Origin of the sequence: Aliiglaciecola litoralis (assembly GCF_039523355.1) — a bacterium.
GTDB lineage: Bacteria > Pseudomonadota > Gammaproteobacteria > Enterobacterales > Alteromonadaceae > Aliiglaciecola > Aliiglaciecola litoralis.
Genome location: NZ_BAAAFD010000005.1, coordinates 86495 through 109214 on the forward strand (window position 1 = coordinate 86495; position 22720 = coordinate 109214).

Sequence of the window (22720 nt, forward strand, 5' to 3'; positions counted from 1 at the left end):
ATTACAGTGGGGTTGAAAACTTAAATGGCGTGGATTAAACAAGGAAGAATATTTGTCCCTGATGGCAAAAACAAACATGCACTTAGTCATGCACAGGTACCAGTACCTATTCATTTTCCTAATGAAAATAGAATTCGTATTGTCTTTTCGTCCCGCGACGAGCAATCTAGAAGTCGACCTTTCTATGTGGATGTTGATGATCGTAACCCCAAAAACATACTGAATATTTGCGATAAGCCTCTTTTAGAGTTAGGTGAATTGGGAACATTTGATGACTGTGGTGTCATGCCGTCGTGGGTGGTTGAACATGATAATAAGCATTATATGTATTACATTGGTTGGAATGTGCGTAATACAATCCCGTATCACAATGCTGTTGGCCTAGCCATTAGCGATGATAACTGCCAGACATTCAAAAAATACTCTAACGGTCCACTGTGGGATAGAGACTCCATAGAACCCCACTATTCTGGCACTTCGTGTGTACTTATAGAAAATAACGTTTGGAAGAATTGGTACTTGTCTTGTACAGAATGGCGTGAAGTAAATGGTAAGGTTGAACCACGCTACCACATTAAATATGCTGAATCTGAAAATGGGATTGTGTGGCAACGGAAGGGGGTAGTTGCAATCGATTATCTTAATGATTCTGAGGCCGGCATTGTTAAAGCATCTGTTCTTAAAGAGAATGGCACATATAAAATGTGGTTTTCATATCGTAAAATTGATGGTTATAGAGACAATATCGATGCAAGCTATCGTATAGGGTTTGCTGAATCTAATGATGGAATCAATTGGCAACGCTGTGAACCTCAAAATCCCAACTGCCTGGATATTAGTTGTGAAGGATGGGACTCGTTGATGGTTGAGTACCCACACGTGATTAGAGTGTCTGAAAAGCTAATGATGTTTTATAACGGCAATGGTTTTGGAAAAACCGGTTTTGGTTTTGCGATAGAGGAATAATATAAAGTGCTATTTAGATTTTTATCAAACATTTTCGCAACAAACAATAAAGTGTGCATCCCAGTCTGCGTGTCAGTTTATACACGTATAGAGCATTTTAAAAAGTGTATTGAGGCTTTGAAGAAAAGTGATTTAGCTGAAAGTACTGATTTGTATATCTATAGTGATGCAGCAAGTGTTTCCGAACATAAAGAACAGGTTGAACTTGTAAGGAGTTACGCTAATTCAATTACAGGTTTTAGGAAAGTATATGTTATCGAACGGGAAGAAAATTTAGGTGGTGTGCGAAACGCTCTTTCGGCCATTTATGAAATGATGGAGCGCTTTAGCCGCATTATTTTTTTAGAAGATGATATCGTCACGGCACCAGGTTTTCTTCCATTTATGAACGAAGCACTCAACTTTTACGAAAATGATCAACGTGTACTCAGTATTGTAGGATATTGCCCCCCAATCGATATCCCTGATGATTTGGTAGCAGATACGTTTTGTATGCCCAGATATTCTGGATGGGGAAGTGGGATCTTTTCGAGAACATTAGAAGCCCTAAAAACTAAGATAGATCCACAAGAATTCGAAAAAATTGAAGATCAGGAGCTATTTAAAAAGTGCGGCCCCGATGTGTTAAGAATGGTCCTCAAAGAAGTTGGAGGAACTCTAGACGCTGCAGATGTAAGGTGTATGTATAGACAAGCAATCGATGGCACTATGACCATTTATCCTAAAAAGTCTTTAGTACAAAATATTGGTCACGATGGTACAGGATATCATTGTGGTAACACCTCACGGTTTCATCATGATTCACTTTGGGACAAAGAAAATGGCTTTAAATTTGATTCAACTCTTTTTCTTGATGAACGCATCTTAAAGGCTAATTATGAATTTCGCAGCTTTGGAAAACCAATAAATTGAGGCTTGGGCTTGAGTACAAATGATTAGTTCCAAACCTAACGAATGTGTTGAGCAGGTTAGGGCGAGGGCAATGGATTATATTAGCGAAATGTTTAGTAAGGATATTCAAGAGCATTTTTTTCATTCTGTCCGTAACCAACTTAGCGAGAAAAAACACAAAATTGCATTAGTTTCGACGCCTCGCGTTGGCTCTACAATGTTTTCCAATAAATTAAGTCCGATTGCTGGGAAAAGTATTTATCGAGAATGGTTACACGACAAATATTGCATAGCCTTTCAACAATTGACGGGTAAAGATTTTGATCCGTTTGTGTATTTAGAGCAGGTTTTAAATTTATTTAATCCAAAAACCAATACGTTTATTTTGAATGTGCACATTCATCAATATGAGTACTGGAAAACTAATTATCAAATCGATGTTTTTGAATATTTTCAATTTGATAGAGTTTATTATATTCGAAGAGATAACTTTTTTGACCAAGTTTTTTCGTTTGCTATTGCCATGAAGTCAGGCTTGTGGGGGAGTGAGATTGAAGAGGCATTGAAGATCGGGAAAGATTATAAGGTTTTGGTTTCGGAAGAAGACATTGTAACGGCTATAACGTTCTTAAAAAAGCAACAAGAAAACTATAAAATATTAGTTGAAAAACATACCGACTATATTTTTTCAGCTGAGCGTATTATGGAAAATCAGGGAACGGATGAAGTTTCTTATTTAATTAAAGACGTTGGCATTGATATTCCAGATAATATTATTCTAAAAACACAAAGGCATCAGCCTCAAAAACAACGCAGCGTATCTTGCCCCAAAAACAAATTTGAAATGAAGAAATATTTTACTAAGTATATGCTGCAACACTCAGCTTGAATTGTTTAACCTAGGAAAAATTTAATAATGAAAAGAATCTTTGTAGCAGGTCACCGTGGAATGGTGGGCTCGGCTATTGTTCGACAATTACAACAGCAAGGCGATGTGGAGTTGGTGTTACGTTCGCGCAGTGAGCTTGACTTAACCAGTCAGCAGGCTGTGGCGACATTTTTTCAAAGTGAAAATATCGATGAAGTGTATTTAGCCGCTGCCAAGGTCGGTGGGATAGTTGCTAATAATACTTACCCAGCTGATTTTATTTACGAAAACCTGATGATTGAGTGCAATATCATTCACAGTGCGCATATGGCTGGTATTCAAAAATTATTGTTTTTAGGTTCCTCGTGTATTTATCCGAAATTGGCTGAACAGCCGATGGCCGAAACGGCGCTACTCACGGGCACGCTTGAACCAACTAATGAACCCTATGCGATAGCCAAAATTGCAGGGATCAAATTGTGTGAGTCGTATAATCGCCAATTTCAACGAGATTACCGAAGCGTGATGCCAACTAACTTGTATGGGCCACATGATAATTTCCACCCTGAAAATTCCCATGTTATTCCTGCATTATTGCGCCGTTTCCATGAAGCTAAGCTTAACGGTGATGACAAAGTCGTGGCGTGGGGCAGTGGCAAGCCTATGCGTGAGTTTTTACATGTGAATGATATGGCAGCGGCTTCTATTCATGTTATGAACCTAGATAAACAAACTTACGATGAAAACACCGAGCCCATGCTAAGCCATATCAATGTTGGCACAGGAGTGGACTGCACTATTCGTGAGCTGGTGGAAACCGTGGCCAAAGTTACAGGTTTTGGTGGCAAGATTGAATTTGATAGCACCAAGCCAGATGGTGCGCCGCGTAAATTGATGAATGTCGATCGATTAGCTGCACTTGGGTGGCAATATACTTACTCTCTTGAAGAGGGTTTAAAAGATGCGTATCAGTGGTTTTTGGATAATCAAGATAGCTTTAGGCAAGCCTAAGCTGTATTGAGTTTGTTGGTTCGTAAGGCAACGGTTATCTGGTGGCCTTAACATTTTACCCAAGGTTTAGGCTAATAAAATTGTACCTAGCAGAGAATACATTCAAAACAGTGATCGCCAGCACGCCGCTGATCTCAATTGATCTGGTTGTGAGAAATGCCAAGCAGCAAATTTTACTAGGCTATCGAAATAATCGTCCTGCGCAAGGATATTGGTTTGTGCCTGGAGGCCGGATCTATAAAAATGAATCTATGGATGCTGCTTTTTTGCGCTTAACTGAGCAAGAGTTAGGCGTCAAGGTTGAGCGCAGTCATGCAGCGTTTTTAGGTCCCTTCGAGCATTTTTATGAAGACTATGTGTTTGGCGCTGAGACCTCTACGCATTACGTTGTGCTGGGATATGAATTGATCTTGGATTTAGACATTGCCCACCTACCACAGCAGCAACACAGCCAATACCAATGGTTTGATCGTCAAGACCTGCTTAATCGCAAAGATGTTCATAAACATTCAAAATGGTATCTCGAACAAAGTGAATAAAGTAATAAAGATAAGAGTCTTGGGTTTATGAAAAAGAAGTTCGCGGTATATGGGAATTGCCAAGCATCACCAATAGCCAAATTACTGTTGAATAATGAAACATTCAACAATCAATTTGAGTTGGTTAAGTTTTCTCAACCGGTATTTATGCTGTCTAACAAAGACTGGCCGCATATTCTCGATGTGGTGAGTTCGGTAGACTTGTTAATTTGTCAGAAAGTCGGAGATGCCTTTGGCGATCTGTTAAGCACAGATAATCTATTCGCTCATGCAAAAACGGGCGCCATAAAAATGTCTTATCCCAGTATCTATTTTAATGGTTACTTTACTGAAATCGATTACTTACGCGGCATGCCAAATGAGATTAATCAATTTAGCGATTACCATGATTTGAATATTGCCGACAACTTTTTGCAATCAGATAGCATTGAACAAGCTAAACAAACATCGTTGGAGCAATTGCAAGATCCTGACTTTTACTCACCAAACGACGTGTTGGCTGGAATTGAAAAAAGTATTGCTGAGCTAAAAAGCCGCGAAGTCGGGCTGGATACGCAGGTGGCAAATTTCATCCAACAACATTGGCATGAAGAGCAGTTGTTCTTTAGTGTAAATCACCCTAGTCGGCGTTTGCTATTAGATGTTTGTCAACAAATATTAGTCCATCTAGAGATTACTGATAAATCTATTCCAGGTAGTTATGAACATTTAGGTGAGACCATTTTACCGCTTTATCATTCGGTTCAAAAGCACATGATAGCTGAGCACTTGCCTGTGACTAAAGTGAAAGGTCATGTGGTAACGCTTGAATCTTATGTCAGTGGTTTGATTGACATTTACGCTAAACAAGAGCCGCAGAAATTGGCGCATGTAGTATCTCAGTTGTGGCAAAAGCGAGGCTGTTAAGCAGCGGTCGCTATTTTATCTGCGTTTCCACCGAGTAATCATCCGTGCCGCTGTGAAAACAATGATCTTACCCTGCGTAACTAATAGACCTTGATTGGAGTTTCCACCAAAGTAACAATTAATCGTTGTCTAGAATAAGCTATTTATAGGCTGAAACTATCAGCAATTTCATTGGTAGTGAGTAATGACATTGCTGATAGTTTCAGCCTATAAATAGGTGCAAGGATCTCCTGAATATTGTAAACTTCGCGCCTTTGAAAGTGGATGTAACAAGGCTGTCACAATGATCCGAAAAATAAAAAATTTAATAAAACGCGTGTTGGGACGAGGCGAGCTGCAATATCATATTGATGCCGTGACCTCAGACATGGTGTCTGGCTGGGCATGCAATACGCTAAAACCCTCTAAACCCTGTCTGGTAGAGCTTAAGCAGGGCGACAAAACCATCGCGCAAACTAAAGCGGCAACACTTCGCGAAGACTTGGTCGCCGCGGGCGTAGGTAATGGTTGTCATGGATTTACCATCGAATTAAATATGTTGCCATTTGCCGCAGAAGCACGGGAAGTGCATTTGTATATTAACGGTAAACGTGTCACCCAAACAGCAATCCAATTAAAAAGTAGCTTTACCGATATTTTAGGTGATTTTGCCATTGAAGTTGAAAAGCGTATGGACGCATTATTGGCAATTCAATCTGAACGTATGCAACGAGAGTTTGATTATCTGAAAAAGCAAATCAACTCGGGCAAGTAATATGTTTACCAAACTTCCGTCACTTGTCATTTTTTGTCCTTTGCCACCCAAGCCTAATGGCATAGCCGATTATTTGGCTGAGCAGCTGAGCTATTTTGTTAAAAAAGGGCATATCTGTGTAGTGATTGACAACCTTGCTCCTGATCCTACCAACATCCCAGCGTCAGTGATGGTGTTAAGGTTAGAGCAATACAAAGCGCAAAGTGAACAGCTTAAATCGATACCACATATGTATCATGTGGGAAATAACCCTGACACGCTTTACATGCTGCCCGTGTTATTGAATCGTCCTGGCATCGTCATTGTTCACGACTTGAATTTACACTATTTGATAGATATGACGAACTTGTCATATGGCGATAAAAAAGCCTATCAAATGGCGCTGTTCAATCAATACGGCAGCACCGGTTATGCAATAGGCCAACAGATGATCCAGTATGGATGGAAAGGCAAGCACATGCCTGAACAGTTACTGATGAACGAGTCCATCATTGACGCGGCTAGTGAGATTATTGTTCATTCACAATACTCTGCTAATTTCATTGGAGCGTTGGCGCACCCTAATGTAACGGTTATTCCTCATCACTTATCTCCAGAGATCCGGCAGCATCAAACCAAATTGAAAATGAACTATCGTGGTCAATTGGGTTTACCCGGTAATAAAGTGGTCATTACCTCAATGGGGTTTATTGCCAAAGCCAAGCAAATTAAAGCAGTGTTGGCGTCATTGAGTGAGCTTAAAACCACAGGCCAAGACTTTGTTTATGTGTTGGCAGGACAATGTAAGCAACATGAATACGATGTGTTCCAAGACATTGCCGACTATGGGCTGCAAGATGAAGTAGTAGTAACCGGCTTTTTGTCGAATCAAGATTTCTTTAAATATCTGATTGCTTCAGATTTTATCGTTAATTTGCGCTATCCCACCGGTGGAGAATCCTCAGGAACACTCACTCGTGCGCTAGGGCTTGGGTTAGCCTGTTTAGTGGTAGACATAGGTCCCTTTGCAGAAATACCAGATGATTGTGCCGTGAAGTTAGCGTACGACGATGACTTTCAAGCTAATTTAACCGCCGCCCTAGCTGAAATGATTGAACAGCCCAGCAAGCGAGTGCAGATCGGCCTCAATGCTCGACATTGGGTTGAGCGAACTCATGATATCACTGTTACTACCAAAGCTTATTTTGAAGTGGTTGAACGCGAACAGGCTCGTTTGAAGCAAGCTGATATGGCGCATGAGCACAATGTCACTAAAAGCGAAGCCGTGGATGCTAACTTCGTGTGCTTGCGATATCCTACCGAACAGCAAGCGATTGATTTTCAATCTCAACAGTGGATGAATATTGAAGGCAGTCCAGGTCTGCATTGGTGGAAAAGTCGATATTTACCGCTAAGCGACAACCGCAAGTTATTGGTACTGGCCGATAAAAATGAACAGGGCGTGAGCCAAGTTGCTCAACAGTTATTCGGTTATTACGAAGCGAAAATCGAAACCCAACCAACAACTATTCTGACCCAAAATAAGGCCAGTGAAGGCCTGTCTCGGTTTAATCGGTTCAAGGTGTTACTACCAGCAGGCGCTATCGAATACGATCCCGTAGCTGTCTTTGCCAATCTTAATCGTTTGCTAAATGTAGGTGCTATCGGCTGTGTCACTGTAGTATGGGATGGCAATCAAATTCATCCTGAAGTGGATATGTCCCGCGAAGCATTGTTAACGTACTGGCAAGCGGCTGGCTTTTCGGTTGAGCGCTATCAAACAGGTGAAGCAGATATTGATTTAAGCTTGAGCCAATCGGCTGCCGCTTACTCTCAAGAGTGGGCATTTGCGCTTGTGAAACGCTCAAACATGGTTAATTTAACCCCTCAACCATATTACAATGGTTTATTGTCGAATTTAGCTTATGTAGGTGGGAGCTTGATTACTAAGCTCGAAACGGAGTTGTAACGTGGAATGTAAAACCATTGGACAGGTAATTGGAAACAATAGCTACCGACTTAAGGCGCTACTAAATTGGGCCGTCGTGAATCAGCTTGATAGCAGCGATGTGGTTGTGATGTGTGCCGATCGAAACTCGTTGGCAGCACAATTTGCCCTTGATGCAGGCCTCAATACACTACACTTCGCATCTTCAGGCGAGTTTTCACGATATGGCTTTTGGTATTGGCAAGCATGCTTAGATGTGGGATACCAGGACGTTATTTTAGCGGGAGACGAAGCAGATCTTATCCTGCAAGCAAAAGTGCAAGCCGGTTTTTCTGAATTGGCCCACCCAAGGGTGTCCATCCGTCAGCGTACCCTTGATTCACATTTAGCCAGTGCAAAAAAAATTGGGTGGTTACATTGCGCCCATGCACAGGCAGCGGAACTCTTGCAAGGTGGAGAGCAAGTACTGACACGAGATAAACCGATAATTACGCTGACCGCACAAGCATTGAACACGGCAGGCCAATCGCTACTTAATGTAATAGAAAAATTGGATTACCAGTTATTTAGTTCATCGTTAAATTTGATTTCTGATTTGAATGATCTTAATACCAACCAACATTATGCATTGGCCATCCCGCGCTCAGACTCCGCGACTATCGAAAAACTCAAAACCATTTTATGTTTTACCGACCCTTTGCACTACGAAAATGGTACAGCACAAAGAAGTGAATTAATAAAGCGGTATTACATGCATATTCTAAACTATCACAGTGCGGGTAAAAGCTTTCTTAAACACTGCTTGTTTAGTGATAATCACGTAAAAAACCTCGACCTTACACCAACCCGAAACTTATACCCTAGAGAAGGGGGCCGGGATCATTGCTGGCATTGGACTGGACCAGAAAAAGAGTCAAGCATACAATTATGTCTGCCATCGTCTGGCTATTTTCACTTTCGCCTTAAATTTGATGCTTTGCCGGCAGGCATGACTGAAAATAAGGTGAGGATATTTTTAGACGGCCAACAAGTCGCTTACGAAACCATTGTAGAGTCTAGTGTAATAGAGTTTTCCGGGAATTTTGCTGCTCATGGATTTAAAGAGAATGTGATGTTGGTGATAGGCACGGAAAATATGCTTGAGATAGACCACAAGCGCATTGGTGTCGCCATCAATAAACTAGAAATGTACGTGCCACAGGATGATTTACTATGAGAAGTATCTTAGTCATCTCACCCATACCATCGCACCCTCAATTCCAGGGCAACAGTGCTCGTATCTATCGCCTGACTCGAATGTATCAACTAGCAGGCTATCAAGTGCACTTTGTGTATTTTGGCATGGAAGGCATGGATGAACAGCAACAGCGCAACATGAGCAGTTGTTGGGATCACTTCTACTTTGTACAGCCTGTCGGTCCAGCAGCCGAACCTTCATATGGTGAATACTTCGATATCGATGATTGGTATGACAAGCGGGTGAGTGAACTAGTTGAGACTCTTTGTGATACCTATCAATTCGATATTTGCTTAACGAATTACGTCTGGTTTTCGAAAGTATTAGACAGCGTATCAGCGCAAACACTGAAGATAATCGACACACACGATGTGTTTGGAGATCGCCATCTAGTTGCTAAGCAAGCAGGTTTGGAGCCTGTATGGTTTTATACAACAAGAGCATTAGAGTCACTTGCTTTGTCTCGAGCTGATTTAATTATTGCTATTCAAGATGAAGAGCAGGCTTATTTTGAAAGCATTACAGATACGCCCGTAACTACTCTAGGTTATGTGGTGCCTTTGCAACGTATTCTGCCAAGAAATCCAATAACCTCGAGTAAGATTCGGGTTGGTTACATCGGCAGTGGCAATCCCTTTAACGTAAGCTCGATGCTCAGCTTTCAGGCAAATATCATGGCACACCCAGAGCTGCTTGATAAATTTGAGTTTGTCTTAGCTGGCACCATATGTCGCAACATCGAGTCTGAGAATCAAGTATTTACAATTGTAGGTATGGTGGATGAGCTAGACGATTTTTATTCCACTATCGATATTGCAGTAAACCCTATGGTGGGTGGAACAGGTTTAAAAATCAAAACACTAGAGGCCTTGTCCTTTGGTAAACCCTTACTTGGTACGGTTGATGCGATGGTTGGAATACCCAGCGAAAATCCACTGCACCAGTGTGCCAATGTTGAAGAACTGGTTACCCAATTGACGACTTTCTCTGAACAAGACTTAGCAAAATTAACGATAGACTCACAACAGGTTTTTGAACAATACAACCTGACGCATATCAAACGATTTAATGAACTATTTAATAAAGTGGCTGAATAATGGATCACAATACCGAACATCAACAGGCTCTTGAGGCTAAAGAAAAACTACATAGTTTTTATAATAGAGTCATCTTGAAAAAAAGTGTCATCACTAGTTATTACCGCATGTTTGCGATTTTTCAAGAAATTCTCCAAGCCCATGACATTGAATTTTTTGCGCATTCAGGCACCATGCTTGGCTGCGTTAGGCATGGCGGAATTATTCCATGGGATGACGATGTCGATGTGATGATTGAGGAATTGGACGAGCAGCGCTTGTTTGACATAGTACCGGAACTAGAGGCTGCAGGGATCAAACTCAAAGAAAGCGAGCATGATGGCCTTTTGCAGTTCTACTGCGCCAGTAAAGAAATTTGTCCGTTAGATATCTACATGCAAATTGATGTGTTTATCGGCGTGCGCATGGAAATTGACGGTGAACTGTGCCTACATTACAAAAGCGAAAACTTTAGAAAGTGGTTTGCCAAGCGTTATATTAGGCTGCAGGATCTATACCCTTTAAAAGTGTACGATTTTGGACCGTTAAAAACCAAAGGCATTGGCGATTATCGTAATTATTTTGCTAATAGTGGTTTTGCGTTGGATGAAGCCATTGTGGCTCGACACATGAATTTCGATCATTTTTTGCCTGAAATTGAAGAACTAAAAAAGCTTGGTGTCTATCCCATCCGCGACAAAGATATTTTACAGCAACGTCATGAAATTACCCTAGACGAAGTCGGTGACTATTCGCCTATAGCGGCCAAAGCTCAGGTGGCTAAAAAGACGATTCTGACTTACGGTACCTTCGACTTATTTCATGTAGGCCACGTGCGCATTCTCAAACGACTACGCAGTTTAGGTGATCGACTCGTGGTCGGAGTATCAAGCGATGAATTCAACGCCCTAAAAGGTAAAAAGTCGTTTTATTCTTACGAGGAAAGAGCTGAGATTTTATTGGCGACCGAATTTGTCGATGAAGTGTTCCCAGAGCACAATTGGGAACAAAAAGAAGCTGATATTGAACGCATTGGTGCCAATATTTTTGGCATGGGCAGTGACTGGGAAGGTAAATTTGACCACTTGAAAAGTAAGTGTGAAGTGGTGTATTTAGACCGAACTGAAGACGTTTCGACCACTGATATTAAAAAGGCACTATCTAATATCAATCAAGAAGAAATTATGGGACTGGAGAAGTCTCTGCATTCAGCGTTAGAAATTGTCATCAATTTGGCATCATCGGTCGGACATAAGTAACGTTGGACTTGCAGGTATCAAGAACGTGACATTGAAAGTCTATATTCATGTAGGGCCGCCGAAAACGGCTACTTCAGCGATACAAAATTGGTTGCAAACTCATCGAGACGTGTTGATGTCTCATGGCGTTTTTTATCCTGAACATACGCTGGATGAAAATGGCGTTAGCTCAGGCAACGTATTGGATGTTTTCGATCGTACTTTTGATAAAAAACTTATTCTATCGCACAAGAAAGTCGAAAAATTAGTACAGCATTGTGAAGAAAGTAGCTGTGATACCTTACTACTGTCATCTGAATTTTTCTTTTTTCAGATCACTGAATTATTAGAAGCATTTCCGCAGGCTAAATTCATCGCCTATATTCGTTTTCCATTGGATGTGATTGAGTCGTCCTATAATCAAGCAGTGAAACGACATGCTGAAACCAAGCCTTTAGGCTTACCGCAAGAGCCAAAAGCCTACCATTTGAATTTGCTTAAAAAGCAGTTAAATGAATTTGGCACGGATAAGTTTATTGTACGATTCTATGAAAAAGATGTGTTACAAGGCAGTGATATCGTTTCTGATTTTATCAGCGCATTAAATATTGATATTGCGGTGACACCGTCAAAAGTAGTTAATCACTCATACAGTTTTGACGCATTGGAGCTGAAACGTTGGCTAAATAACTTTATGCCAGTAGATTGTCAACATAGGGTAGATCGGTTCTTACAATCGTATCGTGTTGGGACAATGTCGTATTCATTAATACAGCCGCAAAAATATGACTACTATAAAAATTGGTTTTTGCAACAACTGACCGTGTTTTTTGAGCAGTATCCGATTGACAATAACGAAGTTTATATCGCTAAGCTGAGCAGCAAGCAACAACCTCAATACTGCAAACAAGAAATAGACCAAGCATCATTTGATGCCATCGTAAAAGCATTGGTTGAATGGGATTTTGGGTTAAGCCAAGTACTGATTAAGCACGCCCAAAACAATTCGGTGGCAATGACTAAACGACCTGAATTGTTTAATATTTTTGTAAGTTATGTTTCGCATCAATACAGATTTAAGGTATGGGTAACTCAGACATATTATAGTGGCTATCATCGCCTGCGTAATTTCTATCGCCGTATTACTTCGATTCGACAAGATAGTCGTCAAATCAGCGTATCGACATTAGACCGATTTAGACAAACACTACAGATTGATGACAAGATCAGTGATGCTGAAGTATATCGAGAATTGGCGTTGTTGAGTGAACAAAACGGCGAATTGCAATTGGCTTACCGGTTTATGAAAAAAGCCGATGAGTTGCGTCCAAATGGCCCTGTGATTACAGCTAAGTTGAGCGAGTACCAAGATAAATTGAATGTGTCGTCTGCAACTGAGAATCCCAACAAGTGAAGGTGTTTGACGACTTTTTACCCTGGACTAAAAAGCGCATCGAAGGTATTAGCCAAGATCAGTGGCAAGTGCTTTTTAATAACGCCAACGGTATCATCCAAGATCAGCAAATCCCGATCACCAACATTATGGTATTGCTTGGCGCTAAACTGCTAGGAAACCAAAATCTCAATTTGTTTAAGAATCGGCACGCATTGGTACAGTGGTATCAATCTGTAGGCCGATACACCTTTGATATCGATGGATTGCAACGTTTACGATCAATAACAGACGATGCGATACCGGCCGGAAAGGTCAATGGAGTTAATCTAATTGGCTACAGTGGTGCTACAACCGGATTAGGTGAAGATGTTAGAAACTTAGCGGCAATGCTTGAAAGTATCGATATTCCCTACGCTATCAATATGCTTGGTCATCCTGCAGACTCTGTAGCCTATATCAAAAAGCAGGATAGATTGGTTGAACATCGCTATTCTCATTCCATCTTTTGTATCAATTTAATCGAGTACCAAAAAATCTGGCAATCTACTCCTGACTTACACAAGGTGTATGGCAAGATTGCACTTCAGGCTCCCTGGGAGTTGCCAAATTTGCCTAAGGTTTCCAAGGAGTGTCTGGATTCAGTGGATACTTTTTGGTGTATTTCCAGTTTCGTTCTAAATGCATTTGAATCCCAAGAGTATACGAATAGTGTACTGGTGCCGCCAATTTGTATTGCCAATACTGAAATCACGTCTTTTAACCAACTTCAATCGCGACCCTTTACTTTTCTTTACGTATTTGATGCTAGTTCTTATTTGCAACGCAAAAATCCGTTAGCTGCGGTCAATGCTTTTCAAACGGCGTTTCCTACCCAAACAGATGTCAGGCTTGTACTTAAAGTGGCAAACGTAAAAGACAGTTCCGATTATCAAGCGCTGCAGCGAGCCTGTTTAAGTGATAAACGGATTAAATTGGATAGCCAAATGTATTCGACTGATCAGCTTACTCAGTTAATGCAACGTTGTGATTGTTACTTGTCGCTGCATCGTAGTGAGGGATTTGGACGTACGATCGCTGAAGCCTGTATTCTCGGCAAACCGGTAATTGCGACAAATTGGTCTGGTAGTGTGGACATACTCGGTGAGCAAAACGTATTGTCTGTGTCTTACCGTTTGGTTCCGGTTGAAGAAGGGCAATATCCCTATAGTGAAGGGCAGGCTTGGGCCGAAGCAGAGATAGATGATGCGGCAGATAAAATGCGCCAAATTGTTAGTTTGCCGGAAAAACAGCGAGCCCAAATTGGTGATTTAAATCGAATACGTGTACTGGAGCGGTATACGTTAACTGAAACAAAATCTCAATATCGAGACCTACTAGCTGAATTTTTGGTAGGGCAGTAACAATGAGTATACCGGTGCACCTGAAAAAATATGCAATGTTGGGAGTAAAAGCTCTAGTTTCACTATTTCCCCAACAATTTAAAAATTGGCTTAAGAAATCACCTTATTTAACCAGTTTATACAGTCGAAATTTACAGCGTTCGGGCTTGTTTTACGGTTTTCCTTCGCGTAAAAAATTAGAAGCGCTGTATAGCAAAAACATGGCACTCCAAAACCAATTAATAGATTCAATACAGAGCCAAAACAACCTTGTCTTGAATGTGCTCGTTGTGGTTCCTGCAAAAGCAACAGGGAGTCTAGCTCGAACCTATCGGTCAATAATGGCACTAAACAATGCTCAGTGCCGTGTGACCGTATTCACCCAAGTTGAACAAATTGAAACATGTCGGACACAGCTAAGTGAATATGTCAAAAATGACCAAAATCTACGCTTTATTTCAGGTATGGAACCTAAAATTGAGCACGATTTCCTTGTAGTGTATGCCGGAAACGAACTGCATAGATCCTTGGCGACAGTTTTAGATGTAAATCGAACAGAAAATACCGATATTATCTATTTTGATACGGATGCCATTTCGCAGGGTAAGCGCCATTCTCCAGAGTTCTATCCAGATTGGACTCCTGATCTACAATATTCAACGGCCTATTTGCGGCATGTTTTTTGGATTGCAAAAGGCGCTTTGTTAAAACAATTTAGTTTTAGCAATGACAATGAAGCCATTGCTACCTTTATAGCCAATGCTGATGCCCGAATTAACCTAAAAATCAGCCATGTACCCTTGGTCATGTCACACCGTTTTACGACATTCGATTTTTCCATGGAAAAATATAGGCTAGCGTTGCAACAGGCATTATCTGCTAAGGCCAATGTTTTGCTATCCCAAAACAAGCGTCATTTGTCATTACGATGGCAACACCAAGAGCAACCATTAGTGAGTTTGGTCATTCCCACCAAAAACGGTTTATCCCTTGTTAAGGCGTGTATTGAATCAATATTAGAAAAAACCAGTTACCCACATTACGAGATATTATTGGTAGACAATAATTCTGATGAGCCACAAAGCATCGCTTATTTTGATGAGCTGGCAAAGCACCCACAAATAACACTATTAAAATATCCTTATGAATTTAATTATTCTGCAATCAATAACTTTGCCGTAGAACATGCAAAAGGTAGCGTAGTTGGACTAGTTAACAATGATATAGAAGTGATATCAGCTGATTGGTTGACCGATATGGTTGGTCATGTGTTGCGCGAAAACATCGGTTGTGTTGGCGCTAAGCTCCTGTATTCTGATGGTCGAATACAACATGCGGGTGTTGTCATGGGCTACGGGGGCGGTGCGGGCCATGCGCACAAGTATTTCCCACAATATCACCCGGGATATATGAACAGACTAAGTGCAACTGGCAATTTTAGTGCGGTCACTGCGGCCTGTTTGCTAGTGAGTAAGAGCGATTATCAGGCGGTTGGTGGCTTAGAAGAAACATTAAAAGTCGCCTTTAATGATGTGGATTTTTGCTTGAAAGTCACCCGGCTCGGACGTCGTAACTTATACTGCGCAGAGGCTGAGTTATTTCATCATGAATCAGTGTCTAGAGGTCATGAGGACACGGTCGAGAAACGTAGTCGTTTTGAATCTGAACTTGCTTATCTAACAGAAAAATGGTCACAGGTTATTGAACATGATCCTGCCTATAATCCAAACTTAACTCTATCCCGAGAAAATTTTTCAATAAAAGACAATGTAAAGGAAATGCGCTAGTCCGCCTCACATGATTACGAGAAAACTACAGGAAAAGCTGAGTATTACCTATGCTCGAATGAATTTCAGGCTAAGAAAAGATAATCCCAAAGTAAAGTTGGTGGCTATCGCTAAAGATGAAAGTGCTTATTTGGTTGATTGGATTTTTCACCACCTATATTTTGGCTTCGATGAATTAGTTATATACGTAAATAACACCTCGGATAACACCAATGAATTGATTGATGCACTTGCTAGTGAACATCATATTCGGTTTGAAAGTGGTGATCCGTATTTCCAACAAAGTTTACGCGCACCACAAATGGCCATTTATCTCGATGAGTTGCGCAAATCACGTTTGCAGGGCTTTACCCATCTTATGTTTTTGGATGTGGACGAGTTTTACACGCCATTGGATTTTACGCTTAATATTAAAGACTTCATCAAAACCTCTGAAAGTGCAGACGTTTATTGTTTCGAATGGGTACATAAAATGGATGAATATGCACCTTTTGCAGCTCCTTTCACGCCCAATCTCGTAGGGCGAAGAGCGCAACAGGTTAAGTCACTGGTTGCTACCTATATTGAACCACTGAATGCCAATCCGCATAATTTTTTAATTAATACGGGAAACTATAAGTTGGCAGATGGAGCGCCATTTGAAATAGATAAAGAAAATTATTCGAAAGTACCATTAGAGGAATTGGCTAAGCCACTAAAACCCGTTTTCGTTTTGCATAGAATGACGCGACATCCGCTGGAATATATTGCGGCGTTAAAACGAGGTCGTCCACTAGTAGAGGGAAAACAAGGCTCTCAATTTAAAAACAATCGAAGTGGTATTTTTAATGATGATAGTAATATCACTGTAAATATTCCAAGTGAAAAAGTGATTGATTACCAACATCAAAAACAACTATATATCAGTAAAAGAAACCTGGAATCTGTCATCGAGAAAGGCCGTGAAATGGTCATTAGCAGATATCATGATGTGATTTCCATGATCAAAGGCGCGCCGGAAAGTGAAAGCGCGACGCTAACAAAAATTCTTAAAAATGTGGACTTACCCGAAGTGAAGCAAGCCCACGAAGAGTTTTTACAAAACCATCAGCTTTAAAGTCGAATTCACTAAGCGTAATCCTAATATTCTGATATGATCCCAGCCTTTTAGCCTCAACCGTACAATTTAGGTAGTTTTGTTTTTGACCTCTTCTTACACATTGCTCAGTAACCTTGAACATAAAATTGAGAATCATGCTCTTGTGGGTATGGCTGTGTATGAAGGCGATCGCTTGGACTGGATAAAACAAGCAATTAAGAGCGTGCTAACGCAATCCTATCAAGATTTTACTTTGATCATCGTTATTGATGGTGAAGTACATAACGACGTTTATACATTGTTAGTTAATTTGGAACATCAACATAACAATCTAATACTGTTAAAGACCACAGAAAATCAAGGACTCAGCGTTTGCATGAACCTTATCGTTGATCTTTTTGTTAAGAAAAACACCCAGTATTTTTTCCGCATGGATGCAGATGATATTTCCATGAAAGATCGTTTTTTAAAACAAGTGCAGTTTTTCGAACAAAATCCAAACATTGATATCCTAGGTACAGCACTGATTGAAATCAATGAAAAGGGTAAGAAAGTAGGGTCCAGAAAGCTTCCCATTAAACATCATGAGATTCTGAGAATATTACCCAAGCGCTGCGCGATTAATCATCCTACAGTGGCACTTCGCGCTGGTATTTTTAAAGATGGTTTTCGTTATCGAGGAGACTTAAAAAATACCCAAGATTACTTTTTGTGGGCTGAGCTGTGCGCAAATAACTACATCTTTGCTAACTTGCCTAAAGCGTTATTGAAATTTAGACGAGTCAATGATTTTTACAAACGAAGAGGGCTGAGCAAATCCATTAACGAGTTCAAAGCGCGCTTCTACACAATGAAAGTACTCAAGCGCTACAGTATGGGTAATATCGTGTATGCATGTGCGGTATTATTTTTAAGGCTTATGCCGGCAAAACTTGTTAAACTAGCGTATAAAATAGACCGATATTTACTGAATAAGCGAGTAAGACACGAGTGATTGGCGCTACCGTCATATTGTACAAACCCGACATGGACATTACCCAGCAACTGCTTGATTCTGTTTTAGAGCAAGTGGATGTGTTGAGCATTGTCGATAATTCTCCTGTGCCAACAGAATTAAATATAAAAAGTGACAACTTACATTTCCATCACTTTCCAAACAATATTGGCATTGCGGCAGCGCACAATATTGGTTTGAATGATCTAAAAACAGCAGGCTGTGAGTTCGGCATACTGTTGGATCAGGATAGTTGTATTGAAGAAGATTTTGCCTTTAGGTTGTCTTCTTTGTTAGTGGCTTCAAAAGTAGACAAACGTCCCTTAGTCGCTATTGGCCCTCGAATCATCTGTTCTTTTTCGGATAAAACAGTTAGGCCACGCGTGCAGCGTGAGTTGGCGATTTACGACGATTTAGTGTGTGTAACCCAGATTATCTCTTCCGGTATGATGATCGATTTATCCAAGTTAGATTTGATTGGTTTCAAAGACGAATCACTGTTTATCGATGGTGTTGATCACGAGTGGTGTTGGCGAGCCAAAAAGAATAATCTAATGGTCGCCATTGCTGAAAAAGTGGAAATGATCCATCGCCTAGGTGACTCGCGCAGCAAATTTGCAGGCGTTACCTATAAAGTCGGCTCGCCAGTGAGGCTATATTATCAATTCCGAAATGTACTAGTCTTAAGTCGCAGAGGCTATGTTCCTTGGTATTGGAAATGCCGTAACTTGGCCGTGTTGCCCATCCGTTTTTTTGCCAATAGTTTGTTACAGGATAATAGAATCGATCGCGTTAAGTTTATGCTCTGCGGTCTAATTGACGGGCTATTTAATCGAAAAGGGGCTTTTTCCGACAATTGGTAAACGCCATATTGATTATTCTGCGCTAGATAACTTCTTTTACACTTACTCGCAATTGTTTTTAGACTGTCTCAACGGTATAGTTCTCATCATAACATTCATTTAGGGAAACAAATGAAAGTCACTGTTTTTGGTATTGGTTATGTGGGCTTAGTGCAAGCTGCAGTGTTGGCTGAAGTCGGTCACGACGTAGTGTGTATCGATGTCGATCAGAATAAAGTCGATAATTTAGAAAAAGGCATTATCCCCATATATGAGCCGGGCTTGACGCCTTTGGTTAAATCGAATTTTGAATCGGGTAGGGTTAAATTTACGACTGATGCTAAACGCGGTGTGGAGCACGGTGACGTGATCTTTATCGCGGTAGGAACACCGCCCGATGAAGACGGCTCGGCTGACTTGAAATATGTATTAGCGGTGGCCAAAACTATCGCTGAATTTATGCCCAAGCATAAAATTGTAATCAATAAGTCGACGGTGCCGGTAGGTACCGCTGATAAAGTTTCCGCTAAAATTTCTGAAACCCTTGCTGAGCTGAATAAAAACTTAACCTTTGATGTGGTGTCCAACCCAGAGTTTCTCAAAGAAGGCGCTGCGGTTAACGACTGTATGCGTCCTGATCGTATTATCATCGGTACCAACAGTGAGACGGCTGAGAAGAAATTACGTGAGCTCTACGCGCCTTTCAACCGCAATCACGACAAAATTATTGTGATGGATATTCGCAGTGCTGAGCTGACCAAATACGCAGCCAACTGCATGTTGGCAACTAAAATTAGCTTTATGAACGAAATGGCTAATTTGGCTGAGGTGTTTGGCGCAGACATCGAAAACGTTCGATTAGGCATAGGTTCTGATCCTCGCATTGGTTATCAGTTTATTTACCCTGGCTGCGGTTATGGCGGCTCTTGTTTCCCCAAAGATGTGCAAGCGCTCGCTCGCAGTGCATCTGAAGCAGGATATACCGCGCAGATTTTAGAGTCGGTGGAAGCGGTAAACTACAAACAAAAAGAAAAGTTATTTGGTTACATTTCTGCTCATTTTAATGGTGATTTGGCAGGTAAAACAGTTGCGCTATGGGGATTGTCGTTTAAACCCAATACCGATGATATGCGAGAAGCCTCCAGCCGTGTGTTGATGGAGAGCCTTTGGGATGCTGGTGCAACAGTCCAAGCCTATGATCCTGAAGCAATGGAAGAAACCCAGCGTATATATAACGGACGCTCTGACTTACGCTTAATGGGCACTAAAGAGGCGGCATTAGAAGGTGCTGATTTCTTGGTAATTTGTACCGAATGGCAAGCTTTTAGAGCACCGGATTTTGAGTTGATCAAAGAAAAATTAAAAGAACCATTATTATTTGATGGCCGTAATTTGTTTGAACCGTCACGAATACAGGAATACGGATTGCATTACTACGCCATAGGTCGTGGTTTATCTGTTAAAAAACATTAAGGACAAAGACATGAGTCAAGTGAAAAAAGCGGTTATTCCAGTCGCGGGATTGGGAACTAGAATGTTGCCTGCAACCAAAGCTATTCCTAAAGAGATGCTACCGGTTGTTGATAAACCGCTAATTCAATATGTAGTTGCAGAGTGCGTTGCAGCGGGTATTAAAGAAATTATCCTGGTAACTCATGCCAGTAAAAACAGTATTGAAAATCATTTTGATACCAGTTTTGAATTGGAAGCAACGCTTGAAAAGCGTGTTAAGCGTCAACTACTGGATGATGTTCAATCTATTTGTCCCAAAGATGTGACTATCATGCACGTACGTCAAGGGGTTGCCAAAGGTTTAGGCCACGCTATTTTGTGTGCACGCCCCATGGTGGGAGATAGCCCTTTTGCCGTGGTGTTACCGGATGTCATCATTGATGATGCAGCCTGTAATCAGAAAAAAGATAATCTAGCCGACATGGTCGCGACCTTCAATACTAGCCGCGTCAGCCAAATTATGGTGGAAGCGGTACCTGAAGATCAGGTCAATAATTACGGTGTGGTTGATTTAGAAGGTAAACAGCTCGGAGAGGGGGAGTCGACCAAAATTCATAAAATGGTTGAGAAGCCGCCGGTTGATGAAGCGCCTTCTAACTTGGCTGTGGTTGGTCGGTATGTGCTGTCTGAAAAAATTTGGGATGCGTTAGAGTTCACTCCTCCTGGCGCAGGCGGTGAAATCCAGCTTACCGATGCCATCGCATCAATGATGAACGAAGAACAGGTTGACGCTTATTACATGACTGGCAAGAGCCATGATTGTGGAAGTAAATTGGGTTATATGAAGGCAAATATAGAGTATGCGCTGCGTCATAAAGAGATTGGCGAAGAGTTTAAAGCGTATTTGAAGTCATTAGAGCTTTAGTCGCTGCTAAAGCTACTAGCAGAACATTGTAAGACAAGGGCACCAATTTGGTGCCTTTTTGTTGTTTGTGATTAAACTTCGAGCTGGTGCAAGGGGACTCATCAATTTAGAAATCCAACATATTTTAAAAGTTACTTATAAAGAAGACAGTAGTCCACAAGCAATCTAGTTAGATCTTGTTTCTGTGAACAGAAAAAAACGACTTTGATTGAGTATGGTTCATCTTCGACACGATATAAGATCCTAAAATCATTTGCTGTGAATTCTCGATAATTCATCATTCCTAATGAGGAGAGGTAAGGTGATATAGGTGCGGACTTAGGATTGTCGCTGACCATTTTTTCAAATCGTTCAATCGCATCGATGATGTTTTCAATTACTTGTTTTTCAGTAGAAAAACGTGTGAGGTAATCAACAGAAAGGTTGATCAAATTGTAGAATGTTGCAGCGTAGGTAATGCTAGGCTTCAAGCTACATATATCCTGTGAGTATATTCAACAAACTGCATCTAGCACCTGTTTCCATTTTACTTAACCTCACTATCTTTAAGGCGATTGATTAGGTTAGTTTTCATGTCATCACTTGAAATGGCATTACCTTTATTGAGATCATTTTCGGCAAAGCTTGCTAATTTCAATATAGCGATCGCATCGTCACGAAACTTACGCTGTGCATAGTCTTCAATGACATAAGCAGGTGCGCCGTTTTGAGTAACAATAATCGGCTCTTCAACGGGTAGATTAGAAGCGTTCTTTTTGATATAGCTGATAGTTTCAATGCGCATTGGCTTTTCTCTAATAATATAGTGGACTAAATTTAGTCTAAATAAAGACTTATCGCAAGTTTGCTGTGGGTGCATTTTAGTTTTCCTAGCTTAATAAAAGAAAAATCAAGGCAGTACTGCTTAGTGGCCTGCCTTGCTTACAAACAGCGATTCTATTAATAACGTTTATTCGTTGACCACTGCCTCATCTTGCAGCTTTTCAATCATGCGCAAGCCTATCCCTTTGACTTTTTTTAAGTCTTGCAGGGTGGAAAACTCACCGTTAGCGTTGCGAAATGCAACGATTTCCGCCGCTTTTTTTGCACCGATTCCGGGGAGTCGCTGTAGCTGCTCTATGCTGGCAGTATTGACATTGACTTTTTGTGACTGGGTTTGCAGTTGAGTTTTTGCGGTGGCAATTTTCTGTTCAAGCGATTTAGCTTGAATGCTTGGTGCACTCGCCAAAAATACTGCACAGCCGATGACTATTGTAGGTAAGAACTTTTTCATGTTGGATCTCCTTGTTCATTGTTTCAATCCCTTTGTGCTGTTTTGCACTGTTTAAAAATAGAACCGTGTAGCGTGGCTGTAAAGTCTAGTTTTTTGGGTTTTGGTACAGGTTTTTGCTTGGATTGGTGGTGGTTGGCTGCATAACGGGGGGAAGGAGATCCCCGACCAAGAGCTCCTCGGG

The 22720-nt window shown here is 41.0% G+C and carries 22 protein-coding genes and 1 pseudogene; 20 read left to right on the forward strand and 3 right to left on the reverse strand.

Annotation, left to right across the window (positions count from 1 at the left end):
* Positions 1-24 precede the first annotated feature (24 nt).
* The 20 genes and pseudogenes from ABD036_RS10200 (at position 25) to galU (ending at position 21266) form a co-directional block, all read left to right on the forward strand.
* Positions 25-966 carry a glycoside hydrolase family protein gene (locus tag ABD036_RS10200; protein WP_343859469.1) on the forward strand — a complete coding sequence of 314 codons (942 nt, stop codon included), beginning with the start codon at positions 25-27 and terminating at the stop codon, positions 964-966.
* A gap of 117 nt (positions 967-1083) precedes the next feature.
* Positions 1084-1878, forward strand: a complete 795-nt coding sequence (locus ABD036_RS10205) for a hypothetical protein (RefSeq protein ID WP_343859473.1) — start codon at positions 1084-1086, stop codon at positions 1876-1878.
* A 70-nt stretch (positions 1879-1948) separates the two neighbouring features.
* Complete coding sequence (locus ABD036_RS10210; protein ID WP_343859476.1) at positions 1949-2746, forward strand: hypothetical protein; 798 nt, start codon at positions 1949-1951, stop codon at positions 2744-2746.
* 27 nt (positions 2747-2773) lie between these two features.
* Positions 2774-3736, forward strand: a complete 963-nt coding sequence (gene fcl, locus ABD036_RS10215; RefSeq protein ID WP_343859479.1) for a GDP-L-fucose synthase — start codon at positions 2774-2776, stop codon at positions 3734-3736.
* Positions 3737-3816: 80 nt separating this feature from the next.
* Positions 3817-4275, forward strand: a complete 459-nt coding sequence (locus ABD036_RS10220) for a GDP-mannose mannosyl hydrolase (protein WP_343859481.1) — start codon at positions 3817-3819, stop codon at positions 4273-4275.
* A gap of 27 nt (positions 4276-4302) precedes the next feature.
* Entirely contained in the window at positions 4303-5181 is an 879-nt protein-coding gene (locus ABD036_RS10225; RefSeq protein WP_343859484.1) for a WcbI family polysaccharide biosynthesis putative acetyltransferase, read from the forward strand.
* 283 nt (positions 5182-5464) lie between these two features.
* Entirely contained in the window at positions 5465-5935 is a 471-nt protein-coding gene (locus ABD036_RS10230) for a hypothetical protein (protein ID WP_343859487.1), read from the forward strand.
* Between the two features lies 1 nt (position 5936).
* Positions 5937-7883, forward strand: a complete 1947-nt coding sequence (locus ABD036_RS10235) for a glycosyltransferase (RefSeq protein WP_343859489.1) — start codon at positions 5937-5939, stop codon at positions 7881-7883.
* 1 nt (position 7884) lies between these two features.
* Entirely contained in the window at positions 7885-9078 is a 1194-nt protein-coding gene (locus tag ABD036_RS10240) for a hypothetical protein (protein WP_343859491.1), read from the forward strand.
* Entirely contained in the window at positions 9075-10196 is a 1122-nt protein-coding gene (locus ABD036_RS10245) for a glycosyltransferase (RefSeq protein ID WP_343859494.1), read from the forward strand. The genes ABD036_RS10240 and ABD036_RS10245 overlap by 4 nt, the downstream gene beginning before the upstream one ends.
* 107 nt (positions 10197-10303) lie before the next feature.
* Positions 10304-10468 (forward strand): annotated as a pseudogene (locus ABD036_RS10250) (LicD family protein); the annotation flags it as partial.
* 483 nt (positions 10469-10951) lie between these two features.
* The gene (locus tag ABD036_RS10255) at positions 10952-11434 is read left to right on the forward strand and encodes an FAD synthase family protein (RefSeq protein WP_343859908.1); all 483 of its coding nucleotides are present in this window, start codon (positions 10952-10954) and stop codon (positions 11432-11434) included.
* A 25-nt stretch (positions 11435-11459) separates the two neighbouring features.
* Complete coding sequence (locus tag ABD036_RS10260; protein ID WP_343859496.1) at positions 11460-12827, forward strand: hypothetical protein; 1368 nt, start codon at positions 11460-11462, stop codon at positions 12825-12827.
* Positions 12824-14209, forward strand: a complete 1386-nt coding sequence (locus ABD036_RS10265) for a glycosyltransferase (protein WP_343859498.1) — start codon at positions 12824-12826, stop codon at positions 14207-14209. Before ABD036_RS10260 ends, ABD036_RS10265 begins: the two co-directional genes overlap by 4 nt.
* A gap of 2 nt (positions 14210-14211) precedes the next feature.
* Positions 14212-15975, forward strand: a complete 1764-nt coding sequence (locus ABD036_RS10270; protein WP_343859500.1) for a glycosyltransferase family 2 protein — start codon at positions 14212-14214, stop codon at positions 15973-15975.
* Between the two features lie 10 nt (positions 15976-15985).
* Complete coding sequence (locus tag ABD036_RS10275) at positions 15986-17071, forward strand: glycosyltransferase family 2 protein (protein ID WP_343859503.1); 1086 nt, start codon at positions 15986-15988, stop codon at positions 17069-17071.
* A gap of 85 nt (positions 17072-17156) precedes the next feature.
* Positions 17157-18047, forward strand: coding sequence for a glycosyltransferase (locus ABD036_RS10280; protein WP_343859506.1), 891 nt, complete (start codon positions 17157-17159; stop codon positions 18045-18047).
* Positions 18044-18910 carry a glycosyltransferase family 2 protein gene (locus ABD036_RS10285; protein ID WP_343859509.1) on the forward strand — a complete coding sequence of 289 codons (867 nt, stop codon included), beginning with the start codon at positions 18044-18046 and terminating at the stop codon, positions 18908-18910. The genes ABD036_RS10280 and ABD036_RS10285 overlap by 4 nt, the downstream gene beginning before the upstream one ends.
* Before the next feature lie 111 nt (positions 18911-19021).
* Positions 19022-20362, forward strand: a complete 1341-nt coding sequence (locus ABD036_RS10290; RefSeq protein WP_343859512.1) for a UDP-glucose dehydrogenase family protein — start codon at positions 19022-19024, stop codon at positions 20360-20362.
* 10 nt (positions 20363-20372) lie between these two features.
* Positions 20373-21266: a UTP--glucose-1-phosphate uridylyltransferase GalU gene (gene galU, locus ABD036_RS10295; protein ID WP_343859515.1), complete on the forward strand. Its 894-nt coding sequence runs from the start codon at positions 20373-20375 to the stop codon at positions 21264-21266.
* A gap of 131 nt (positions 21267-21397) precedes the next feature.
* Here galU and ABD036_RS10300 read toward each other — a convergent pair whose 3' ends face one another.
* The 3 genes from ABD036_RS10300 to ABD036_RS10310 form a co-directional block, all read right to left on the reverse strand.
* Positions 21398-21736, reverse strand: a complete 339-nt coding sequence (locus ABD036_RS10300; protein ID WP_343859518.1) for a type II toxin-antitoxin system RelE/ParE family toxin — start codon at positions 21734-21736, stop codon at positions 21398-21400.
* 56 nt (positions 21737-21792) lie between these two features.
* The gene (locus ABD036_RS10305; RefSeq protein WP_343859521.1) at positions 21793-22125 is read right to left on the reverse strand and encodes a type II toxin-antitoxin system Phd/YefM family antitoxin; all 333 of its coding nucleotides are present in this window, start codon (positions 22123-22125) and stop codon (positions 21793-21795) included.
* Positions 22126-22215: 90 nt separating this feature from the next.
* Positions 22216-22539 carry a ComEA family DNA-binding protein gene (locus tag ABD036_RS10310; protein ID WP_343859523.1) on the reverse strand — a complete coding sequence of 108 codons (324 nt, stop codon included), beginning with the start codon at positions 22537-22539 and terminating at the stop codon, positions 22216-22218.
* Positions 22540-22720: the final 181 nt, after the last annotated feature.